Here is a 16090-nt window from a genome sequence, read left to right as displayed (position 1 = left end):
CGGTCAGTCGCGGTCCTTGGGTGTGGCCGGGGGATCGTCAGCCAGCACCCTGACGGCTGCGCCATCGAGATCCTCGTACTGGCCGCTGCGCAGCGACCAGAGGAACGCGGCCAGGCTTGCGCCGCCAAGAAACAGCGCGACCGGCATGAGGTAGATCAATGTTGCCATTGGGCTCTCCCTTCGTGTGCGTCCGGCTGCTTCGCTTCGCCGGCGCCAAGGCTGGGCGCCGCTAGGCGGAGCGCATTGGCGATGACCAGCAGCGAGGAGCCCGACATGGCGATTGCCGCGACCAGCGGCGTGACATAGCCGAAGATCGCCAGCGGTACGGCGATGACGTTGTAGCCGATGGCCATGACGAGATTCTGCCTGATCAGCCGGCCGGCACGGCGCGCCACGTCGACGGCCAGCGGAACGGCCATCAGGCTGTCGCGCAGGAACACGAAGTCCGACGCATTGCGGCCGACATCGGCCGCACTCGACGGCGCGAACGAGATATGCGCCGCGCCGAGCGCAGGCGCATCGTTCAGTCCGTCGCCGATCATCGCGACCTTGCGGCCTTCCGCCGAAAGCGCCTCGATGCGCGCAACCTTGTCGGCGGGCAGCAGGCCCGGCGAATAGGTGTCGATACCGAGCGCCATGGCCGTCGCGCGGCAAGCGGCCTCATTGTCGCCGGACAGCATCTCGACCGGGCCGACCTTCGCGGCCAGTTCTTCGAGCGCCTGGCGCGAACCGGGCCGCAGAATGTCCTCGAAGGTGAAAGCGGCGACGGCCTTGCCGTCGCGCGCCAGGGTCGTTGCGTTGCCCCCCCCCTCGCCCGCGGCCCACTCCGCCCGGCCCAGACGCCAGAGGCTTCCGTCGAAATGACCTTCGATGCCCAGACCGGGATGCTCGCGAATGCCTTCGAACCTGACCGCGGCCTCGGCTGGCGCGCGGTGGATCGCGACGGCGCGCGAATAGGGATGGCGCGAATGTGCCCCCAGCTCGGCTGCGACCTGCAGCATGTCGGGGTCGATCTCAGGCGCGTTGGCAAGCCGTGGGCGGCCGAGGGTCAGCGTTCCGGTCTTGTCGACGACCACGGCGTCGGCCTCGGCCAGCCGCTCCATCGCGGCGCCGTCCTTGACCATTACCCCGTTCTCGAACAGCCGGCGCGCCGCCATGACCTGGACGATCGGAACCGCAAGCCCAAGCGCGCACGGACAGGTGATGATCAGCACGGCGATCGCGATGGTCATGGCGTTGTGCCAGTCGCCGTTGACGAACATCCAGCCCACGAAGGCGGCAAGCGCCGTCAGGTGAACCACCGGCGCATAGGCCGCGGAGACGCGCTCCGCGATGCGGCGATAGCGAGCGCGGCCGCCTTCGGCCGCCTCCATCATGCGCACCATGTCGGCAAGGAAGGAGTCCGAAGCGCTGGCGACGGCCTCGACCGTCAGTGCGCCCGTCATGTTCATCGTGCCGGCGCGCACCACGCTGCCGGCGGCGACGGCGACGGGGCGGCTTTCGCCTGTGATGATCGAGCAATCGACGTCCGAGACGCCCTCCTCGACGCGCGCATCGACCGGCACGCGGTCGCCGGCGGCGACCAGCAGCCGTGTCCCCGGAACGATCTCGTCCACCGGTCGGTAGCTGCGGCCGCCGTCGGCTTCGATCACCATGGCGCCGCGCGGCGCCATCCGGACCAGCCCGATCACCGCCGCGCGCGCCCTGTCGCGCATCACATGGTCGAGCGTGCGGCCGATTAGCAGGAAGAAGAGCAGCGTGACAGACGCGTCGAAATAGGCATGCGCGCCGTGGTTGACGGTCTCGTAGAGGCTCAGCGCATAGGCGAGCGTCACGCCGATGGCGATCGGCACGTCCATGTTCATGCGGCCATGCCGGAGCGCGGACCAGGCCGACCGGTAGTAGATCCGGCCGGCGAAGGCGAGCGCCGGCAGCGCGATCATCGCCGATACCCAGTGGAAGAGGTCGCGCGTCGCTCCCTCCGCTCCCGACCACACCGAGACGGACAAGAGCATGATGTTGGCGGCGGCGAAGCCTGAGACCGCAACGGCGCGAATCAGCTCGCCCAGCGTGCCATCCTTTGTGTCGGCTTCGGAATCGAAGAGGTTGGGCGGATAGCCGATGCCCGCGAGCGTCGACACCAGCGGCGGCACGGCATCGCCCAGCCAGCGCACCGTGACCCGCTTGGTGGAAAGGTTGACGCGCGCCGCCTCGACGCCCTCGAGGCGCGCAAGCGTCTGCTCGACGGCGGAGATGCAGGCGCCGCAATGCACGGCCGGCACGGCAAGTTCCACCTGACGCCGACCGTCGCCGAGCGCGCGGCTGGCGAGCCCGACCTCGTCATCGGAGGGCAGCGACTGGACGTCCAGGGCAAGTTCCGCGCCGGGCGCGCAGCAGCTCATTGCAGCCTCCCGTCCTTGACGACGATACGGCGGCCCTCGCGATAGGGACGCTCACGCCCGATCTCGGCGCTGACGTCGACGATCCACAGCCCGTCGCGGACGCGGTGAGCTGCGTGAAGCGTTCCGTCCGGCAGCGCCGCCAGAGGCACCGTTGCGTCCTCTGCCTCGTAGGCCGGACGACGCAGCACGATCTGGCCGCCCGAAGCCGGCACCGTCCGGCCCTCCGCATCGGCGATCCGGAAGCCGATCCCGCCGTCGCTGATCGTCAGCGTGGGCGTCAAGCCGAGGGCCGCCTGCTCGCGTCCCTCCGCCAGCTTCTCGTTGAAGAACTGGCTCGCCACATAGGAATTCTTCACCACGAGGCCCGTCCAGCTCGTATTTGCGAAGACCGCCATCGTCAGGTTCACGCCGATGATGACCCCGAAGAAGGTGAGCATGATGAAAAGCATGTGGGTTCCGGTGAACCCGCCCTGCTTGGATTGCCTTGTGCTCATCTGGTTGCCTCCGGCGCCTCGAAGCTCGCGGTGTAGCTGTCCGTCTCGAAGCTCGACTTGTCCTCGATGACGAAGTTGAAGGCCTGCGCGCCACGCTGCACCAGGTTGGCCGGCTGCGTCACGTAGACCTTCAGTGTCTTAAGCCTGTCGGGCTCCACCTGCACGGCGAAGGAACGGTCGTCCGGCTGGCTGCTGCCGACGACGTTCATCCGGGCGTCGGGCAGCCCCTGCAGGGTCACGATGATGGTGCGCGGCTCGGGGATCATGTTGAGCAGCTTCACCGTATAGCCGTTGCGGATCGAACCATCCGACAGAACGACGAACTGCGGGTTGCGGTCGTGCAGCACGTTGACCTGCAGCCTGTCGCGCACGAGCAGGCCGTAGACCAGGAGCAGTCCTACCAGCGACCAGGCCGCGAAATAGACATACGTCCGCGGCCTCAGGACCTTGGCAAGGCCGAGGCTTGCAATCTTGTCCGAAAGCCGGCCGTCCGATCCGCGCACGCGCGTCGGGTCGATCGCCTCTGTCCCGCCTGCGGTCGCCAGCGCCATGTTCGCGTTGTAGTCGGACAGCGTCGCATAGGAGATCAGGCCGCGTTCCTTGCCGATCTTGTCCATGACGCTGTCGCACGCGTCGATGCAGAGCGCGCATGTGATGCATTCGAGCTGCTGGCCGTCGCGGATGTCGATGCCCATCGGGCAGACGGCCACGCACGCGTTGCAGTCGACGCAGTCCCCCGCCGGCGCCGCGGCCGCCACTTTCTTGGTATGGCGCGAACGCGGTTCGCCGCGCCAGTCGTTATAGGTAACGGTCAGCGAGTTCTCGTCGAGCATCGCCGCCTGGATGCGCGGCCAGGGGCACATGTAGGTGCAGACCTGCTCCCGCATCAGCCCGCCGAAGACGTAGGTCGTGGCGGTGAGCACCGCGATGGTCCCGTAGGCCACCACGGCGGCGTTGCCGGTCACCACATCCACGAGCAGCGTCGGCGCGTCGGCGAAGTAGAATACCCAGGCGCCGCCCGTCGCCACCGCGATGGCGATCCAGATCGCGTGCTTGGCCACCCGTATGCCGAGTTTGCGCGCCGTCCAGGGTCCGCTGTCGAGCTTGATGCGTGCGTTGCGGTCGCCCTCCAGCGCACGTTCGACGACGAGGAACAGGTCGACCCACACGGTCTGCGGACAGGTATAGCCGCACCACGCGCGGCCGGCGGCGGATGTGACGAGGAAAAGGCCGAACCCGGCCATCACCAGCAGGCCGGCCACGAAGTAGAACTCCTGCGGCCAGATCTCGATGAAGAAGAAATAGAAGCGCCGGTTGGCGAGATCGACCAGAACCGCCTGGTCGGGCGCGTAGGGGCCTCGGTCCCAGCGAAGCCACGGCGTCAGGTAGTAGATGCCGAGCGTGACCAGCATGACCAGCCACTTGAAGTTGCGGAAGCGGCCGGTCGCGCGCTTCGGAAAGATCTTTTTGCGTGCGGTGTAGAGCGGCTGACGCGTGTGCGCCGAGTTCACGGCCTCGGCGTCGAGCCTCTCGACTTCTTTGGTATCCAGCATGGTCACATCCGGCTGCGACGCCCGGCAGCCTCGTCTCGGCTGTCGGGCGACGGTACTTGATGCCCGCGAACGTCGCCGAGGGACCGCGCCGAGACTTTGATTCAGGTCAAGTGACGCCTGCGACATAGTGGGCGGAAACCACGGCAAAGGCCGGATTTCCGCCCTTGTCCAGCAGCGCGGCGGCCCCCGCCGACGCTTTGCCGCAGGACCCTATTCTCCGCCGCCCAGCGAATGGACGTAGACCGTCAGCTCCTTGACGGTGGTGTCGCCGAGGCGCGCCGACCATGCTGGCATGACGCCATGCTTCGGCGCCCTGATCTGCGCTGCGATCGCGGCGTGGGATGACCCGTAGAACCAGATCGCGTCGGTCAGGTCGGGTGCGCCAAGCTCGCGATTGCCCTTGCCGTCGTCGCCGTGGCAGGCGGCGCAGTTGTCGGCGAAGAGCTGGCGGCCGGCATCGATGTCGACGGCATCGCCTTCGGCTCCCGAGAGCGACGTCACGAAGGTCGCCACCTGCGAGATCTGCTTGGGCTCCAGCATGTCGCCGAACGCAGGCATTTCGGAGACGCGCGTCTCGTCGTCGCCGGCAAAGCGGACGCCATGGGCGATCGTCTGCCGGATTTGCTCGGGCGAGCCGCCCCACAGCCACTCGTCGTCGTTGAGGTTCGGATAGCCGGCCGAACCCTCGGCGCCCGAGCCGTGGCACTGCACGCAGTTGACCTTGAACGCCGCGGAGCCCGCCGCGGTGGCGAAGGTGCGCAGGTTCTCGTCGCCGAGGATCTCGTCGACGCTCTTGTCGGCAACGGCGGCGACATAGTCGGACTTCGCAGCCTCCGCCGCAGCCAGTTCGTTCTTGACGTCGCCACGGCTCGACTGGCCGAGCAGACCGCTCGTCGCGCCATTGATCAGCGGCCAGGCCGGATAGGCGACGGTATAGGCCAGGGCCCAGACGATGGTGGCGTAGAACGTCCACAGCCACCAGCGCGGCATGGGATTGTCGAGTTCCTTGATGCCGTCCCACTCGTGGCCGGTCGTCGAAACGCCGGAGACTTCGTCGATATGCTTGTCGCTCATGTCAGTCGTCCTTGAGGGGAATGCGCGCCGCTTCTTCTGCATTTGCGCGGCTGCCTGGCCGAAAGGCGAAGACGACGACGCCGATGAAGAAGAGCGTCATGGCGAGCAGCGCCCAACTGTCGGCGAACTGGCGCAGCGCGGTATAGGTTTCCATGGCTGGCCTCAGCGATATCCGGTTGCTTCGTCGTAGGTCGTGAAGTCGACCAGCGTGCCCAGCATCTGCAGGTAGGCGACGAGTGCATCCATCTCGGTCAGGGCCTGCGGATTGCCGTCGAAGTCGCCCAGCTTTGCCTTGGGGTAGCGCGCCTCGACGCCGGAAGTGTCGGCGTTGGGGTCTGCCTGCGCCTTCAGGTCGGCTTCGGCGTTGGCGATCATCTCGTCGGTGTAGGGCACGCCGACCCTGACGTTGGCCACCAGGTTCGTGGAGAAGTTCTTGGTGTCGAGCGGCTTGTCCTTCAGGAAGCCGTAGCGCGGCATGATCGACTCCGGCACCACCGAGCGCGGCTCGATGAGGTGCTGGACGTGCCACTCGTTCGAATAGCGGTCGCCGACGCGCGCGAGATCCGGCCCGGTGCGCTTCGACCCCCACTGGAACCCGTGGTCGTACATGGATTCCGCCGCCAGGCTGTAGTGGCCGTAGCGCTCCACCTCGTCGCGGAACGGGCGGATCATCTGGCTGTGGCAGGTGTAGCAGCCTTCGCGGACGTAGACGTTGCGGCCCGCCAGCTCCAGCGGCGAATAGGGCCGCATGCCCTCCACCTTCTCGATGGTGTTCTCGAGGTAGAAGAGCGGCGTGATCTCGACGATGCCGCCCACCGTCACGACGAGGAACGAACCGACCAGCAGCAGCGTCGCGTTGCGTTCAATGGTGCCGTGCTTGTTCAAAATGCCCATTGTGAGGCTCCTTATTCCGCGGGCTGCAGCGCAGGCGTACGGCCGCCGATCGGCGCCTCTTCGCGCTGATGGCCAAGGATGGTCATGGCGATGTTGTAGGCCATCAGGACGATGCCCGAGAGGTAGAGCAGTCCGCCCAGCGCCCGCATGACGTAGTAGGGATGCATGGCCTGGACCGTCTCGGCGAACGAGTAGACCAGGAAGCCCTGCTCGTCGTACTCGCGCCACATCAGGCCCTGCATGATGCCCGACACCCACATGACGGCCGCGTAGACGACGATGCCGAGCGTGGCGAGCCAGAAATGCCAGGTGACCATGCGGATCGAGTACAGCCGCTCGCGGTTCCACAGCTTCGGCACCATGTAGTAGAGCGCGCTGAAGGTGATCAGGCCGTTCCAGCCGAGCGCACCCGAGTGCACGTGGCCGATGGTCCAGTCGGTGTAGTGCGACAGCGAGTTGACCGCCTTGATGGACATCATCGGCCCCTCGAAGGTGGCCATGCCGTAGAAGGCGATCGCGGCGACCATCATGCGCACGACCGGATCCGTGCGGATCTTGTCCCAGGCGCCCGAGAGCGTCATCAGGCCGTTGATCATGCCGCCCCACGACGGCATCCACAGCATGATCGAGAACACCATGCCCAGCGTCTGCGCCCAGTCGGGCAGCGCCGTGTAGTGCAGGTGGTGCGGGCCGGCCCAGATGTAGAGGAAGATCAGCGACCAGAAGTGGATGATCGAGAGCCGGTAGGAATAGACCGGGCGGTTCACCTGCTTCGGCACGAAGTAGTACATCATGCCCAGGAAGCCGGCGGTGAGGAAGAAGCCCACCGCGTTATGGCCGTACCACCACTGCGTCAGCGCGTCCTGCACGCCGGCGAAAGCCGAGTAGCTCTTCGAACCGGTCAGCGAGACCGGGATCGCCAGGTTGTTGACCACGTGCAGCATCGCGATCGTGACGATGAACGACAGGTAGAACCAGTTGGCGACGTAGATATGCGGTTCCTTGCGCTTCAGGATCGTGCCCAGGAACACGACGAGGTAGGCGACCCAGACGATCGTCAGCCAGAGGTCGACGTACCATTCGGGTTCGGCATACTCGCGGCTCTGGGTGGAGCCGAGCAGATAGCCCGTCGCCGCCATCACGATGAAAAGCTGATAGCCCCAGAACACGAACCAGGGGAGATTGCCGCCGAACAGCCGTGCGCGGCACGTGCGCTGCACGACGTAGAACGAAGTGGCGATGAGCGCGTTGCCGCCGAAGGCGAAGATCACGCCGGACGTATGCAGCGGCCGCATGCGGCCGAAATTGAACCAGGGCTCGAGATTGAGGTCCGGATAGGCGAGCTGCAGCGCGACGATGACGCCGACCAGCATGCCGACGACGCCCCAGAACATGGTGGCGATCGCGCCGTAGCGGATCGGGTCATCCATGAAGGCGTCGGGATCGACCCGCTGCTCAGGCGCGAAGCTCGCCCTGCGCAGGAGGACCACGGTGGTCGTGCCGAGCACGAAAAACAGCACCCACATGTGCTGGCGGAAGAGGTCGTCGGCCGCGAAGGCGACGCCCATGAGGGCGGCGAACGCGAACAGGCCGACGCCGATAATCTCTGGTCCGAATCTCATGAAAAAGGTCCCCGACGCGGAATTCCGATGCACGGGACTCAGAGACGGCCCGCGCCGCCAGCCATTCCGCACGCTTCAAGCTCGCGCCTTGATCCAAATCAAAGCCCACGGTGCGACATTGCGTCAGCCTTCTGCGTGAGAGGTCGGTGGAGATGCGTGTGAATATTCAGCTTGAGCAGACGACCGCAGGCCGGTGCAGCATCCGGGAGGGGTGCCCGATCGCCGCGGCCTGCGGCAATCACGGCCCTGCGCCTTGCGAGGACGTATGGAGCGCTCATGACGAGAAGCTCAGGCTCTGCGAGGCGCTTGAGGAACTTGCCGATTCTCTACCGGCCGTCGATCGGCTGAGGTGCCTGCAGCTCGCAGGCATCCTCGTACCGCTGCTGCGCGTCAGTCATCGATACGAAGAAGACGTCGTCTTCCCCGCCTTCCGCAAGAGCTTCACTGATGCTGCGGCAAGCGCGTCTTCGATCCGTCGGCTGACAACCGAGCATGTCGAGGACGAGTGCGCCGCCCAGGACATCACCGAGGTGCTGATGACGATCGGCCGCGGGGGTCCGGTCGACAATCCTGAAGCATTGGGCTTCATGCTGAGGGCATTCTTCGAGACGCTGCGTCGCCACATCGCCTTCGAGCGGGAGCATGTGTTGCCGAGCCTGTATCGCCCGCCGTCCGCGGCCGTGTGAGCCGGCGCGCGCATCAAGCGCCGGCGCAAGCCTCCAGCCGGGCCAGGTTGCCGATCGTCACGTGGCGGTTGTTCTCGATGGAGATGACTCCCTCCGCGCGCAGCTTGGTGAGCTGCCGGCTGACCGTCTCGATCGTCAACCCCAGGAAATCGGCGATATCGGCGCGCTTGAGCGGCAGGTCGAAGCTCAGGCTCTGCCGACCGGCTTGGCCGTTCGGATGGGAATTGCGCGCAATCATCAGGAGGAAGCTTGCGACTTTCTCCACCGCGGTCTTGCGGCCGAGCGTCAGCATCCAGTCTCGCGCCTCGTCGAGTTCCTTCAGCGTCTGCTGGAGCAGTCGATGCTCCAGCTCCGGCTGTTCCTTCATCAGCCGCTCGACGGCCGAACGGGGGAAGGAACACAGCGACACCTCCGTCGCCGCCTCGACGTTGATGTCGCTTTCCGCCCTGAACGGGCGACCCAGGAAGTCGGGAGCGAACTGGAGGCCAACGATCTGCTGGCGGCCGTCCGCCATGACCTTGCTCAGCTTGACCACGCCCGAGAGCACGTTCGAGTAATTCTCGATCCGCTCGGCGTCGCCGATCAATTCGGCGCCTTCGCTGATCTTGTGCTTGGTGGACGTTTTGGCGAGTGCGACGAGTTGATCCGGCTCCAGAACACCGCAAAGGCCGCGATGGCGGACCTCACACGACTCGCAGAGCACGGGGATACCGTCCGAATGGATGTCTTTACGCAAGATTCTCGACTGCCGCACCGGATTTCAACTTTCCCTCTAGCAGTTAAGTGCAGCGATTGCCCCGCGCCAGTTTGTCCCTGCCATGCATTCCTTGATCCACATCAAGGCGAAGCGCGGACCCGTGGCGCACGTGAGGGCGGACAAGGAGCCCTCAGATGCAGCGCGACCCCGATGACCTGGATGCCCGGCTCGGCGAAACCGTTCCCCGCTATACCAGCTACCCCACTGCGCCTCATTTTCACGCCGCCGTGACCTCCCGGACGGTCGACGGTTGGCTCGACGCGATACCCGCCGACGACGCCCTGTCGCTCTACATGCACGTCCCCTTCTGCGACAAGTTGTGCTGGTTCTGCGCCTGCCACACCAAGCAGACGCATCGCTACGAACCCGTCACCGCGTTCCTAACGCTGCTCCGCACCGAGATCGTCGCGCTTGGCGCAAAGCTGGCCGGCCGAGGGAGGATCAAGGCGCTGCATTTCGGCGGCGGCTCGCCGACGATGTTGCGCCCGGACGATCTGCACATGCTGGCCGATACGCTGCGGGCGCATCTCGACATGGCGGGCGACGCGGCGATCAGCGTCGAGATCGACCCCAACGACATGACCGCGGAAAAGCTGGACGCCTGGGCAGCCATCGGCGTCACGCGCGCCAGCCTCGGCATCCAGGACTTCAATCCGAAAGTGCAGAAGGCGATCAACCGCGAGCAGAGCTTCGAGCTGACGCGGGACGTCGTGCAAGGTCTCCGCGGGCGCGGCATCGACGCCATCAACTTCGATCTTCTCTACGGCCTGCCCCACCAGACAGAGGACAGCGTGGGCGCGACCGTCCGCCAGGCGCTGACGCTGGCGCCCGATCGGATCGCGCTGTTCGGCTACGCGCATGTGCCGTGGTTCAAGAAGCACCAGACCATGATCGACGACGCCTGGCTTCCGGACGGCAGGCAACGCCTCGCACAGTCGCAGCTCGCCGCCCGCATACTCGTCGAGGGCGGCTATGAGGCGGTGGGCATCGACCACTTCGCCAAGCCCGGCGACTCTCTCGCGCAGGCGGCGCGGACCGGCCGCCTGCACCGCAATTTCCAGGGCTACACCGACGACAGCCTGGAGACGCTGATCGGACTGGGCCCCTCCTCCGTCAGCCGTTTCCGCGAAGGCTACGCGCAGAACCATGTGCCGATGCCCGCCTACCAGCGCGATGTGGTTGCCGGCCAGTTGCCGATCGCCAAGGGCATCGCGTTCACGCCGGAGGATCGCGTGCGCAGTTGGGTGATCGAGCGCCTGATGTGCGACTTCGCCTTTTCGACGCAATCGATCACGCAGGGTTTCGGCAAGGATGCCGAAGATGTCTGTCGCGAAGCCGACAGCCTGGCCCGCGCCGCGCCGGACATGCTCGTCCGCAACGGCGACCGCTTCGTCATTCCGCCGGACAGCAGGATGTTCGCCCGCTCGGTCGCCGCCCGCTTCGACGCCTACCGGCGCACGACGAAGAAAGCGCATTCCGTCGCCGTCTGACCGCCACCGCTGAAGAGCGCATGAGGGCGCATGCGTTGCCCGAACGGCTCCCCGATGAGCCTGCCGGTGATCGGCTCCCGCAGCGCTTGTTCGACGCCGGTTGGTTCGGTACAACTTCCCGCGAAGTTGCGGTGGCTCAAGGGCTTGCGGACGACGTCAGCGCCCTGATCCGCGGCGGCCTCAGCTTGCACGCGCAATCGCAGTCGGGGTGATTGGCCAGCCATCAGCCCCGCCGAGGGATCGGTGAGTAGTGTCCATGGTCTCGAGCCGCTGATGGAGAGGGCCGCCAGCGACCGCAAGCCGCAAGCCGGCGTGCTGTGCGCCTGCGGCGTTTTTCCGAGATTGCCTCGCTCCAATGGGCGGCCCTCCTCTCGTCTCGCCCCGGGGTCGCGACATGCCAGGTGACGCATTCGCATCAAGATGGGCGCGGCCGCTCAGGGTCCATCTCAGCGTCGTCATCGTGCTCCTGCTGATAAGCATCGCGCTGCCCTTGATCTGGTTGAGCCACCAGCAAGGCAAGCGGGAAGCGGTGAGCGCAGCGACCCAGCAGATGAAGCTGCTCAGCTCGCACGCGATCGATCGCTACCGCACGGTGTTCGGCGACGGCTACTCGGCCGTCTCGACCACCTCGGTCCTCCCGTCGATGCGGTCGAAGCCGCCTGCGGATCTCGACGCCAAGAAGGCCTACATGCTGAAGACGCTGCACGCGTCGCCCTACCTCGACAACATCTATGTCGGCTATCCCGACGGGTCATTCGTGCAGACGGTCAACGTCGCCACCAACCCGCGCTGGATCAAGGCGCTGTCCGCGCCGCCCGAGACGGCCTTCGCGCTGCGCACCATCGTTCGCGACGATGAGGGGACCGAAGCCACGTGGCGCTTCCTGGACGGGCAAGGCGGCGAGATCGGACAGCGCGCCACCCGACAGGTCAACTACAATCCGACGCAGCGGCCGTGGTACCGGGCGGCCAGCCGGGCGCGCGGGCCCGCGTCCGTCGGTCCCTATGTGAGCGCATCGACCAACTCGCTCAGCCTGACGCTCGCAGTGCCGACGCCTCAAGACCCCGGCATCATCGCCGGCGTGGACGTCCTCCTGGAGACCATGAGCCGGCTGCTCTCCCGCCAGGCGATCTCCGAGAACGCCAGGGGCTACGTCTTCGACCATCAGGGAAAGCTGCTCGCCCACTCCGATCCAGCGATCATGCAGAAGATCCTCGACACCTTCTCGACTGCGCCGAGGGCGGGCGCCGCTTTCGTCGCCGAGGCCGATCCTGTCGTCAATGACGTGAAGACCCGGCTTCCCAGGACGGCCGAGGCCGATGGCGTCGCGCTGAACTTCATGAGCGGCGGCGTACCCTATCTCGGCCGGGCCTCGACCGTCGACATCGGCGGGCTGCTCACCAACACCATCGTCATCGCCGCGCCGCTTTCGGATTTCACCGGCTCCGCCATGGCGCTGCTGCAGCGCACCCTCTGGATATCGGGGCTCCTGCTGGTGGTAGGCGTGCTGGCAGCCCTGGTGATTGCCCGCCTCATCAGCCGCGCGCTCTATGCACTGGCTGGCGACGCTCGCCAGATCGGCAACCTCGAACTCCAGGAACGGCCGAGGTCATACTCCTGGATCACGGAGATCAACACGCTCGAATCGGCGCTTGCCGCGGCGCGCGAGGCGATCCGCACGTTTGCGCTCTACGTTCCCCGCGAGTTGGTGCGCAAGATCGTGTCGGCGGGACAGGAAAGCGCCGCTCAGGCGACGCGACAGGAGGTCACCGTCCTCTTCACCGACATCCGCGACTTCACCACGATCTCCGAACAGCACAGCCCCGAGGAAGTGGTCGGCCTGCTGTCGGAGTATTTCGAGCTTATGAACGTCATCGTCGAGCGCCACGAAGGAGTCATCGTCCAGTATCTCGGCGACTCGATTTACGCGATGTGGAACGCGCCAGTGGCGGATCCGGACCACGTCGAGCATGGATGCCGCTGCGCCCTCGCACTCAAGCAGGCGATCGACGAGCTCAACCGCAGCCACGCCGCGGCGGGGCGCCCCGTGTTGATCACCCGCTTCGGCCTGCACACGGGCGAGGCCGTGGTCGGCAGCGTCGGGGCACAATCGCGCCGTCAGTACACCGGGATGGGCGATACGATAAACGTCGCCTCTCGCCTCGAAGGCATGAACAAGCAGTTCGGCACCACGATCTTGGTCAGCGGTGCGGTGCGCGCGCGCTGTTCCGGGACATTCAATCTCAGGTCGCTCGGCCTGGCCCAGGCCAAAGGCAGGCATGAGCAGGTCGAGCTGTTCGAACTGGTGGACGCCGAAGAGGAGCGCGCTGGCGCTGGGTGACCCGCCGGAAAGGGCTGCTCGTTGAACACGGGAAGGGTCGTCCGGGCCGGGGCCGCTCGAAACAGCCTCCGGCTCTTGTCTATGGCATGACCAGCAGCATGCGCGGAAGCGCCGGCGACAGGCTCGGGATGAACGTCGTCAGAAGCACCACCGGCAGGTAGGCGAGGAAGACGAAGACCAGCGTCCAACTCGGTGCCGGTGATCCGCCCGTCGCATGGCGGCAAGGATGTGGTTCTGGCATTTGGCCACGGGCATCTGGGCCTGACCTTGCCTGATTGAGCCCTGCCGGAACGGTCAGCGCCAAACACCCGGGCGTAGGCGCGGAAAGACAGCGGCGTACCGAAAGCCACAGGGAGCGCACGAATGATCGCGCGCTCCCTGCATTTCGGCTGGCTGCCGCTGGTCGCCGTCAGGCCGCCTTGTTGCGGCCGATGAAGTCGAGAACGATGCGGTTGAAGATCTCGGGCCGTTCCCAGTAGGCCGAATGGCCGCATTCGGGAACGATGAACTTCTCCGCGCCGGGAATGGCGCCGTGCTGGACGCGCAGCATCGACGGCGGCGTATAGAGGTCCGCATCGCCGGTAAGCACGAGCACGGGCAGCTTCCAGGCGGCGAGATGCTCCCACACCACCTTGTTGGCGTAGCTCTGGCTCTTCATCTTCCCAATCTTGGCCTTGTGCTCCAGTTCGTTCCAGGTCGCATGGCCCTTTGGATCCAGATGGCGATAGGACGGGCTGAGCTCCTTGAAATCGCCGGCCAGATCGTCGAAGCCCTCCGGATAGATCAGCTTGTAGATGGCGCGATACTCTTCGTTGGTGATGCCGACGATGGTGTTGGCGAGCACGAGCGACTGCACGCGGTCCTCATGCGAAACCGTGAAGTCGGTCGCGACCATGCCGCCGGCGGCAGTGCCGACGAGATGGACCTTCTTCAGCCCGAGGTGGTCGATGAGCTTCAGCAGGTCATCGGCTCCCGTGCCCGATTTTTCGGGATCGCCCATCTTCGCGTTGAGCCGGCCGCGTCGCGAGTAGCCGATGACGCGATAGCCCGCATCTGCGAACACCGGCTGTTGATAGCCCCACACCGCGCCGCTGCCGGTGCCGGCGTGCAGGAACACCACCGCCTCGCCGTCGCCGCCCGTGTCGAAATACCAGATCGAATGCCCGTCGCCGACATCGAGCAGTTCTTCCTTCTGGGGCTTCTGCTGCGGCAAGGGCGTCGGCACGACGCCGGGATCCTCGGCAGCCTGGGCCGCTGCCGGCTGCCACGGCGCGGCGATCGCCGAAGCCGCGACGCCCAGCAAAGCGGCCTTGAACGCCGAGCGGCGATTGATGACACCAAGTTGATCAGTCAATTACATTCCTCCCTCTTTCGAGCACACTTCACCGTGGCGGTGCTTTAATCCGCTCGGCTGGCTGCTGGACTTCGCTCTGAACGAGGGGGATGGTCGAAAGAATAGGACAAATCGTCAAACAACTAATTCGCAATGCCGTTTGACGAAATCTATTCTGCGGCCGCCGAATCTGGATTATCGGACCGAACGTCGACTTGCCGCCGGACAATCCGCCGGTTTCACCTCACGCGCGACCATAGCCAGGCCGCGGCGGCGGCCAGCGTGCCGATCGCGCCAAGGGCCAGCAGGGTCGTCCGCATCGTCAACGCGTCCGCCATGGCGCCAAAGGCGATGGCGCCGAGTGCATTGCCGCCGATGCCGGCGAACAGCCAGAGGCCGATGGTGCTGCCGCGATAGGCATCCGGCGTTTCCAGCTGCATGACCGATTGGGTCGCAATGGCCGTGAAGGTGCCGGACGCCCCCATCAGCGCAACGAGGCCCAGCGCAAGCAGCCAGCTGTCCGCCAATCCCATCGCAAAGACGGCGAGGATGCCGAGCATCATCCAGAGGTAGCTCTGGCGCAACTGCTCGAGATGCGGCCGGCTGCCTTCGCGGAACGTGATGGAAATGCCGGAAATCAGCGCTCCGACGCCCGCAGCCGACAGCATCTGGCCGAGCCCGCTCGCACCCCGGTGATACATGCCGTCGGCAACCGCCGGCAGCACCTCGAGAACGCCGCGCGCCACCACCGCGGTGATGGTGGTGACGATCATTGCCTGGACGAGCCAGTTACTGGCGCAGACATGGCGGACCGCCTCGACGAGTTGCCCCGCAATGCCGGCCTGCTCGGTTGACGCGACTTCCCTTGCCCTTGGCTTGAGGAAGGCGAGCGCCACCAGCATCGGCAAGGTCATGACGATGCTTGCAGCGATCGTCGATCCGGGATCGATCTTCTCCAGCATGACGCCGCCGATCGCCGGCCCGATCAGCCGCGCGGCATTGAAATTGATGGAGATCAGGGTGATGGCATTGGCCAGCGCCTCGCGCGGCACGATCATCGGGATGAGGGTGAGGCGGATGGGCGTGTTGGCGCTAGACGTCAACCCGAAGAGGAACGAGAGCCCGCTCAGCATCCATATGTCGAGAATGCCGTGGGCGAACAGGATGCCGAGCGCCAGCATGAGCATCGCCAGCAGCGCCTGCGTGGCCAGTGCGCCGCGCTTGATGTCGATGCGGTCCGCAAGCACGCCGAAGAACGGTCCGGCGAACAAGGTCGGCGCAAAGAGCAGAAAAGAGACGACGCCCACCCACGTCGCCGACTCCGTCAGCGCCCAGCTGAACCACCCGATCACCACGCGGTTCACCCATATGCCGGTGACCGACACGAAATTGGCCGCGATGTAGAGGCGGAAGCTTGTGCTGCTGAGAGCGGTGAGTTGCATGA

General features: G+C 65.8%; 15 protein-coding genes. 3 read left to right on the top strand and 12 right to left on the bottom strand.

The features are described from left to right. Positions 1–3: 3 nt before the first annotated feature. The 8 genes from ccoS to ccoN all read right to left on the bottom strand — a co-directional run bounded on the left by ccoS (position 4) and on the right by ccoN (position 8039). Entirely contained in the window at positions 4–168 is a 165-nt protein-coding gene (gene ccoS / locus PD284_RS10930; protein WP_274628228.1) for a cbb3-type cytochrome oxidase assembly protein CcoS, read from the bottom strand. Beyond that, positions 156–2402 carry a heavy metal translocating P-type ATPase gene (locus tag PD284_RS10925; RefSeq protein WP_274628227.1) on the bottom strand — a complete coding sequence of 749 codons (2247 nt, stop codon included), beginning with the start codon at positions 2400–2402 and terminating at the stop codon, positions 156–158. Before PD284_RS10925 ends, ccoS begins: the two co-directional genes overlap by 13 nt. After that, entirely contained in the window at positions 2399–2896 is a 498-nt protein-coding gene (locus PD284_RS10920; protein WP_274628226.1) for a FixH family protein, read from the bottom strand. The genes PD284_RS10925 and PD284_RS10920 overlap by 4 nt, the downstream gene beginning before the upstream one ends. Beyond that, a complete protein-coding gene (ccoG, locus tag PD284_RS10915) occupies positions 2893–4449 on the bottom strand; it encodes a cytochrome c oxidase accessory protein CcoG (RefSeq protein WP_274628225.1) in 1557 nt (518 codons plus the stop codon). The genes PD284_RS10920 and ccoG overlap by 4 nt, the downstream gene beginning before the upstream one ends. A 210-nt stretch (positions 4450–4659) precedes the next feature. After that, positions 4660–5523: a cytochrome-c oxidase, cbb3-type subunit III gene (ccoP, locus tag PD284_RS10910; RefSeq protein ID WP_274628224.1), complete on the bottom strand. Its 864-nt coding sequence runs from the start codon at positions 5521–5523 to the stop codon at positions 4660–4662. 1 nt (position 5524) lies between these two features. Then, entirely contained in the window at positions 5525–5677 is a 153-nt protein-coding gene (locus tag PD284_RS10905) for a cbb3-type cytochrome c oxidase subunit 3 (protein WP_274628223.1), read from the bottom strand. An 8-nt stretch (positions 5678–5685) separates the two neighbouring features. Next, a complete protein-coding gene (ccoO, locus tag PD284_RS10900) occupies positions 5686–6417 on the bottom strand; it encodes a cytochrome-c oxidase, cbb3-type subunit II (protein ID WP_274628222.1) in 732 nt (243 codons plus the stop codon). An 11-nt stretch (positions 6418–6428) separates the two neighbouring features. Then, positions 6429–8039: a cytochrome-c oxidase, cbb3-type subunit I gene (gene ccoN, locus PD284_RS10895; protein WP_274628221.1), complete on the bottom strand. Its 1611-nt coding sequence runs from the start codon at positions 8037–8039 to the stop codon at positions 6429–6431. A 158-nt stretch (positions 8040–8197) separates the two neighbouring features. Here ccoN and PD284_RS10890 point away from each other — a divergent pair, with 158 nt between their 5' ends. Further along, positions 8198–8725, top strand: coding sequence for a hemerythrin domain-containing protein (locus PD284_RS10890; protein ID WP_274628220.1), 528 nt, complete (start codon positions 8198–8200; stop codon positions 8723–8725). Positions 8726–8738: 13 nt separating this feature from the next. On the opposite strand, the gene PD284_RS10885 is transcribed toward PD284_RS10890, so the two are convergent. Then, a complete protein-coding gene (locus tag PD284_RS10885) occupies positions 8739–9461 on the bottom strand; it encodes a Crp/Fnr family transcriptional regulator (RefSeq protein WP_274628219.1) in 723 nt (240 codons plus the stop codon). A 155-nt stretch (positions 9462–9616) separates the two neighbouring features. On the opposite strand from PD284_RS10885, the gene hemN reads away from it, so the two are divergent. Together hemN and PD284_RS10875 are read left to right on the top strand one after the other, a co-directional pair. Continuing rightward, positions 9617–10972: an oxygen-independent coproporphyrinogen III oxidase gene (gene hemN, locus PD284_RS10880; RefSeq protein ID WP_274628218.1), complete on the top strand. Its 1356-nt coding sequence runs from the start codon at positions 9617–9619 to the stop codon at positions 10970–10972. A gap of 394 nt (positions 10973–11366) precedes the next feature. After that, on the top strand, positions 11367–13313 hold the full coding sequence (locus PD284_RS10875) for an adenylate/guanylate cyclase domain-containing protein (protein ID WP_274628217.1): 1947 nt from the start codon (positions 11367–11369) through the stop codon (positions 13311–13313). Between the two features lie 79 nt (positions 13314–13392). On the opposite strand, the gene PD284_RS10870 is transcribed toward PD284_RS10875, so the two are convergent. From PD284_RS10870 to PD284_RS10860, 3 genes are all read right to left on the bottom strand, one after another. Next, positions 13393–13554 carry a hypothetical protein gene (locus tag PD284_RS10870; RefSeq protein WP_274628216.1) on the bottom strand — a complete coding sequence of 54 codons (162 nt, stop codon included), beginning with the start codon at positions 13552–13554 and terminating at the stop codon, positions 13393–13395. A gap of 168 nt (positions 13555–13722) precedes the next feature. Beyond that, complete coding sequence (locus tag PD284_RS10865; protein ID WP_274628215.1) at positions 13723–14667, bottom strand: alpha/beta fold hydrolase; 945 nt, start codon at positions 14665–14667, stop codon at positions 13723–13725. A 218-nt stretch (positions 14668–14885) separates the two neighbouring features. Further along, positions 14886–16088, bottom strand: coding sequence for an MFS transporter (locus PD284_RS10860; protein ID WP_274628214.1), 1203 nt, complete (start codon positions 16086–16088; stop codon positions 14886–14888). Positions 16089–16090 lie beyond the last annotated feature (2 nt).

It is taken from the genome of Mesorhizobium shangrilense, from assembly GCF_028826155.1.
GTDB lineage: Bacteria > Pseudomonadota > Alphaproteobacteria > Rhizobiales > Rhizobiaceae > Arvimicrobium > Arvimicrobium flavum.
The sequence above is the reverse complement of the archived record's forward strand: the minus strand, read 5'-3'. Positions and strand labels throughout refer to the sequence as shown.

Coding starts and splice junctions, on each gene's coding strand:
- PD284_RS10905 (WP_274628223.1), bottom strand. CDS start 5,677: ATGGAAACCTATACCGCGCTGCGCCAGTTCGCCGACAGTTGGGCGCTG.
- ccoG (WP_274628225.1), bottom strand. CDS start 4,449: ATGCTGGATACCAAAGAAGTCGAGAGGCTCGACGCCGAGGCCGTGAAC.
- ccoS (WP_274628228.1), bottom strand. CDS start 168: ATGGCAACATTGATCTACCTCATGCCGGTCGCGCTGTTTCTTGGCGGC.
- PD284_RS10925 (WP_274628227.1), bottom strand. CDS start 2,402: ATGAGCTGCTGCGCGCCCGGCGCGGAACTTGCCCTGGACGTCCAGTCG.
- hemN (WP_274628218.1), top strand. CDS start 9,617: ATGCAGCGCGACCCCGATGACCTGGATGCCCGGCTCGGCGAAACCGTT.
- ccoN (WP_274628221.1), bottom strand. CDS start 8,039: ATGAGATTCGGACCAGAGATTATCGGCGTCGGCCTGTTCGCGTTCGCC.
- PD284_RS10870 (WP_274628216.1), bottom strand. CDS start 13,554: ATGCCAGAACCACATCCTTGCCGCCATGCGACGGGCGGATCACCGGCA.
- ccoP (WP_274628224.1), bottom strand. CDS start 5,523: ATGAGCGACAAGCATATCGACGAAGTCTCCGGCGTTTCGACGACCGGC.
- PD284_RS10920 (WP_274628226.1), bottom strand. CDS start 2,896: ATGAGCACAAGGCAATCCAAGCAGGGCGGGTTCACCGGAACCCACATG.
- ccoO (WP_274628222.1), bottom strand. CDS start 6,417: ATGGGCATTTTGAACAAGCACGGCACCATTGAACGCAACGCGACGCTG.
- PD284_RS10860 (WP_274628214.1), bottom strand. CDS start 16,088: ATGCAACTCACCGCTCTCAGCAGCACAAGCTTCCGCCTCTACATCGCG.
- PD284_RS10875 (WP_274628217.1), top strand. CDS start 11,367: ATGCCAGGTGACGCATTCGCATCAAGATGGGCGCGGCCGCTCAGGGTC.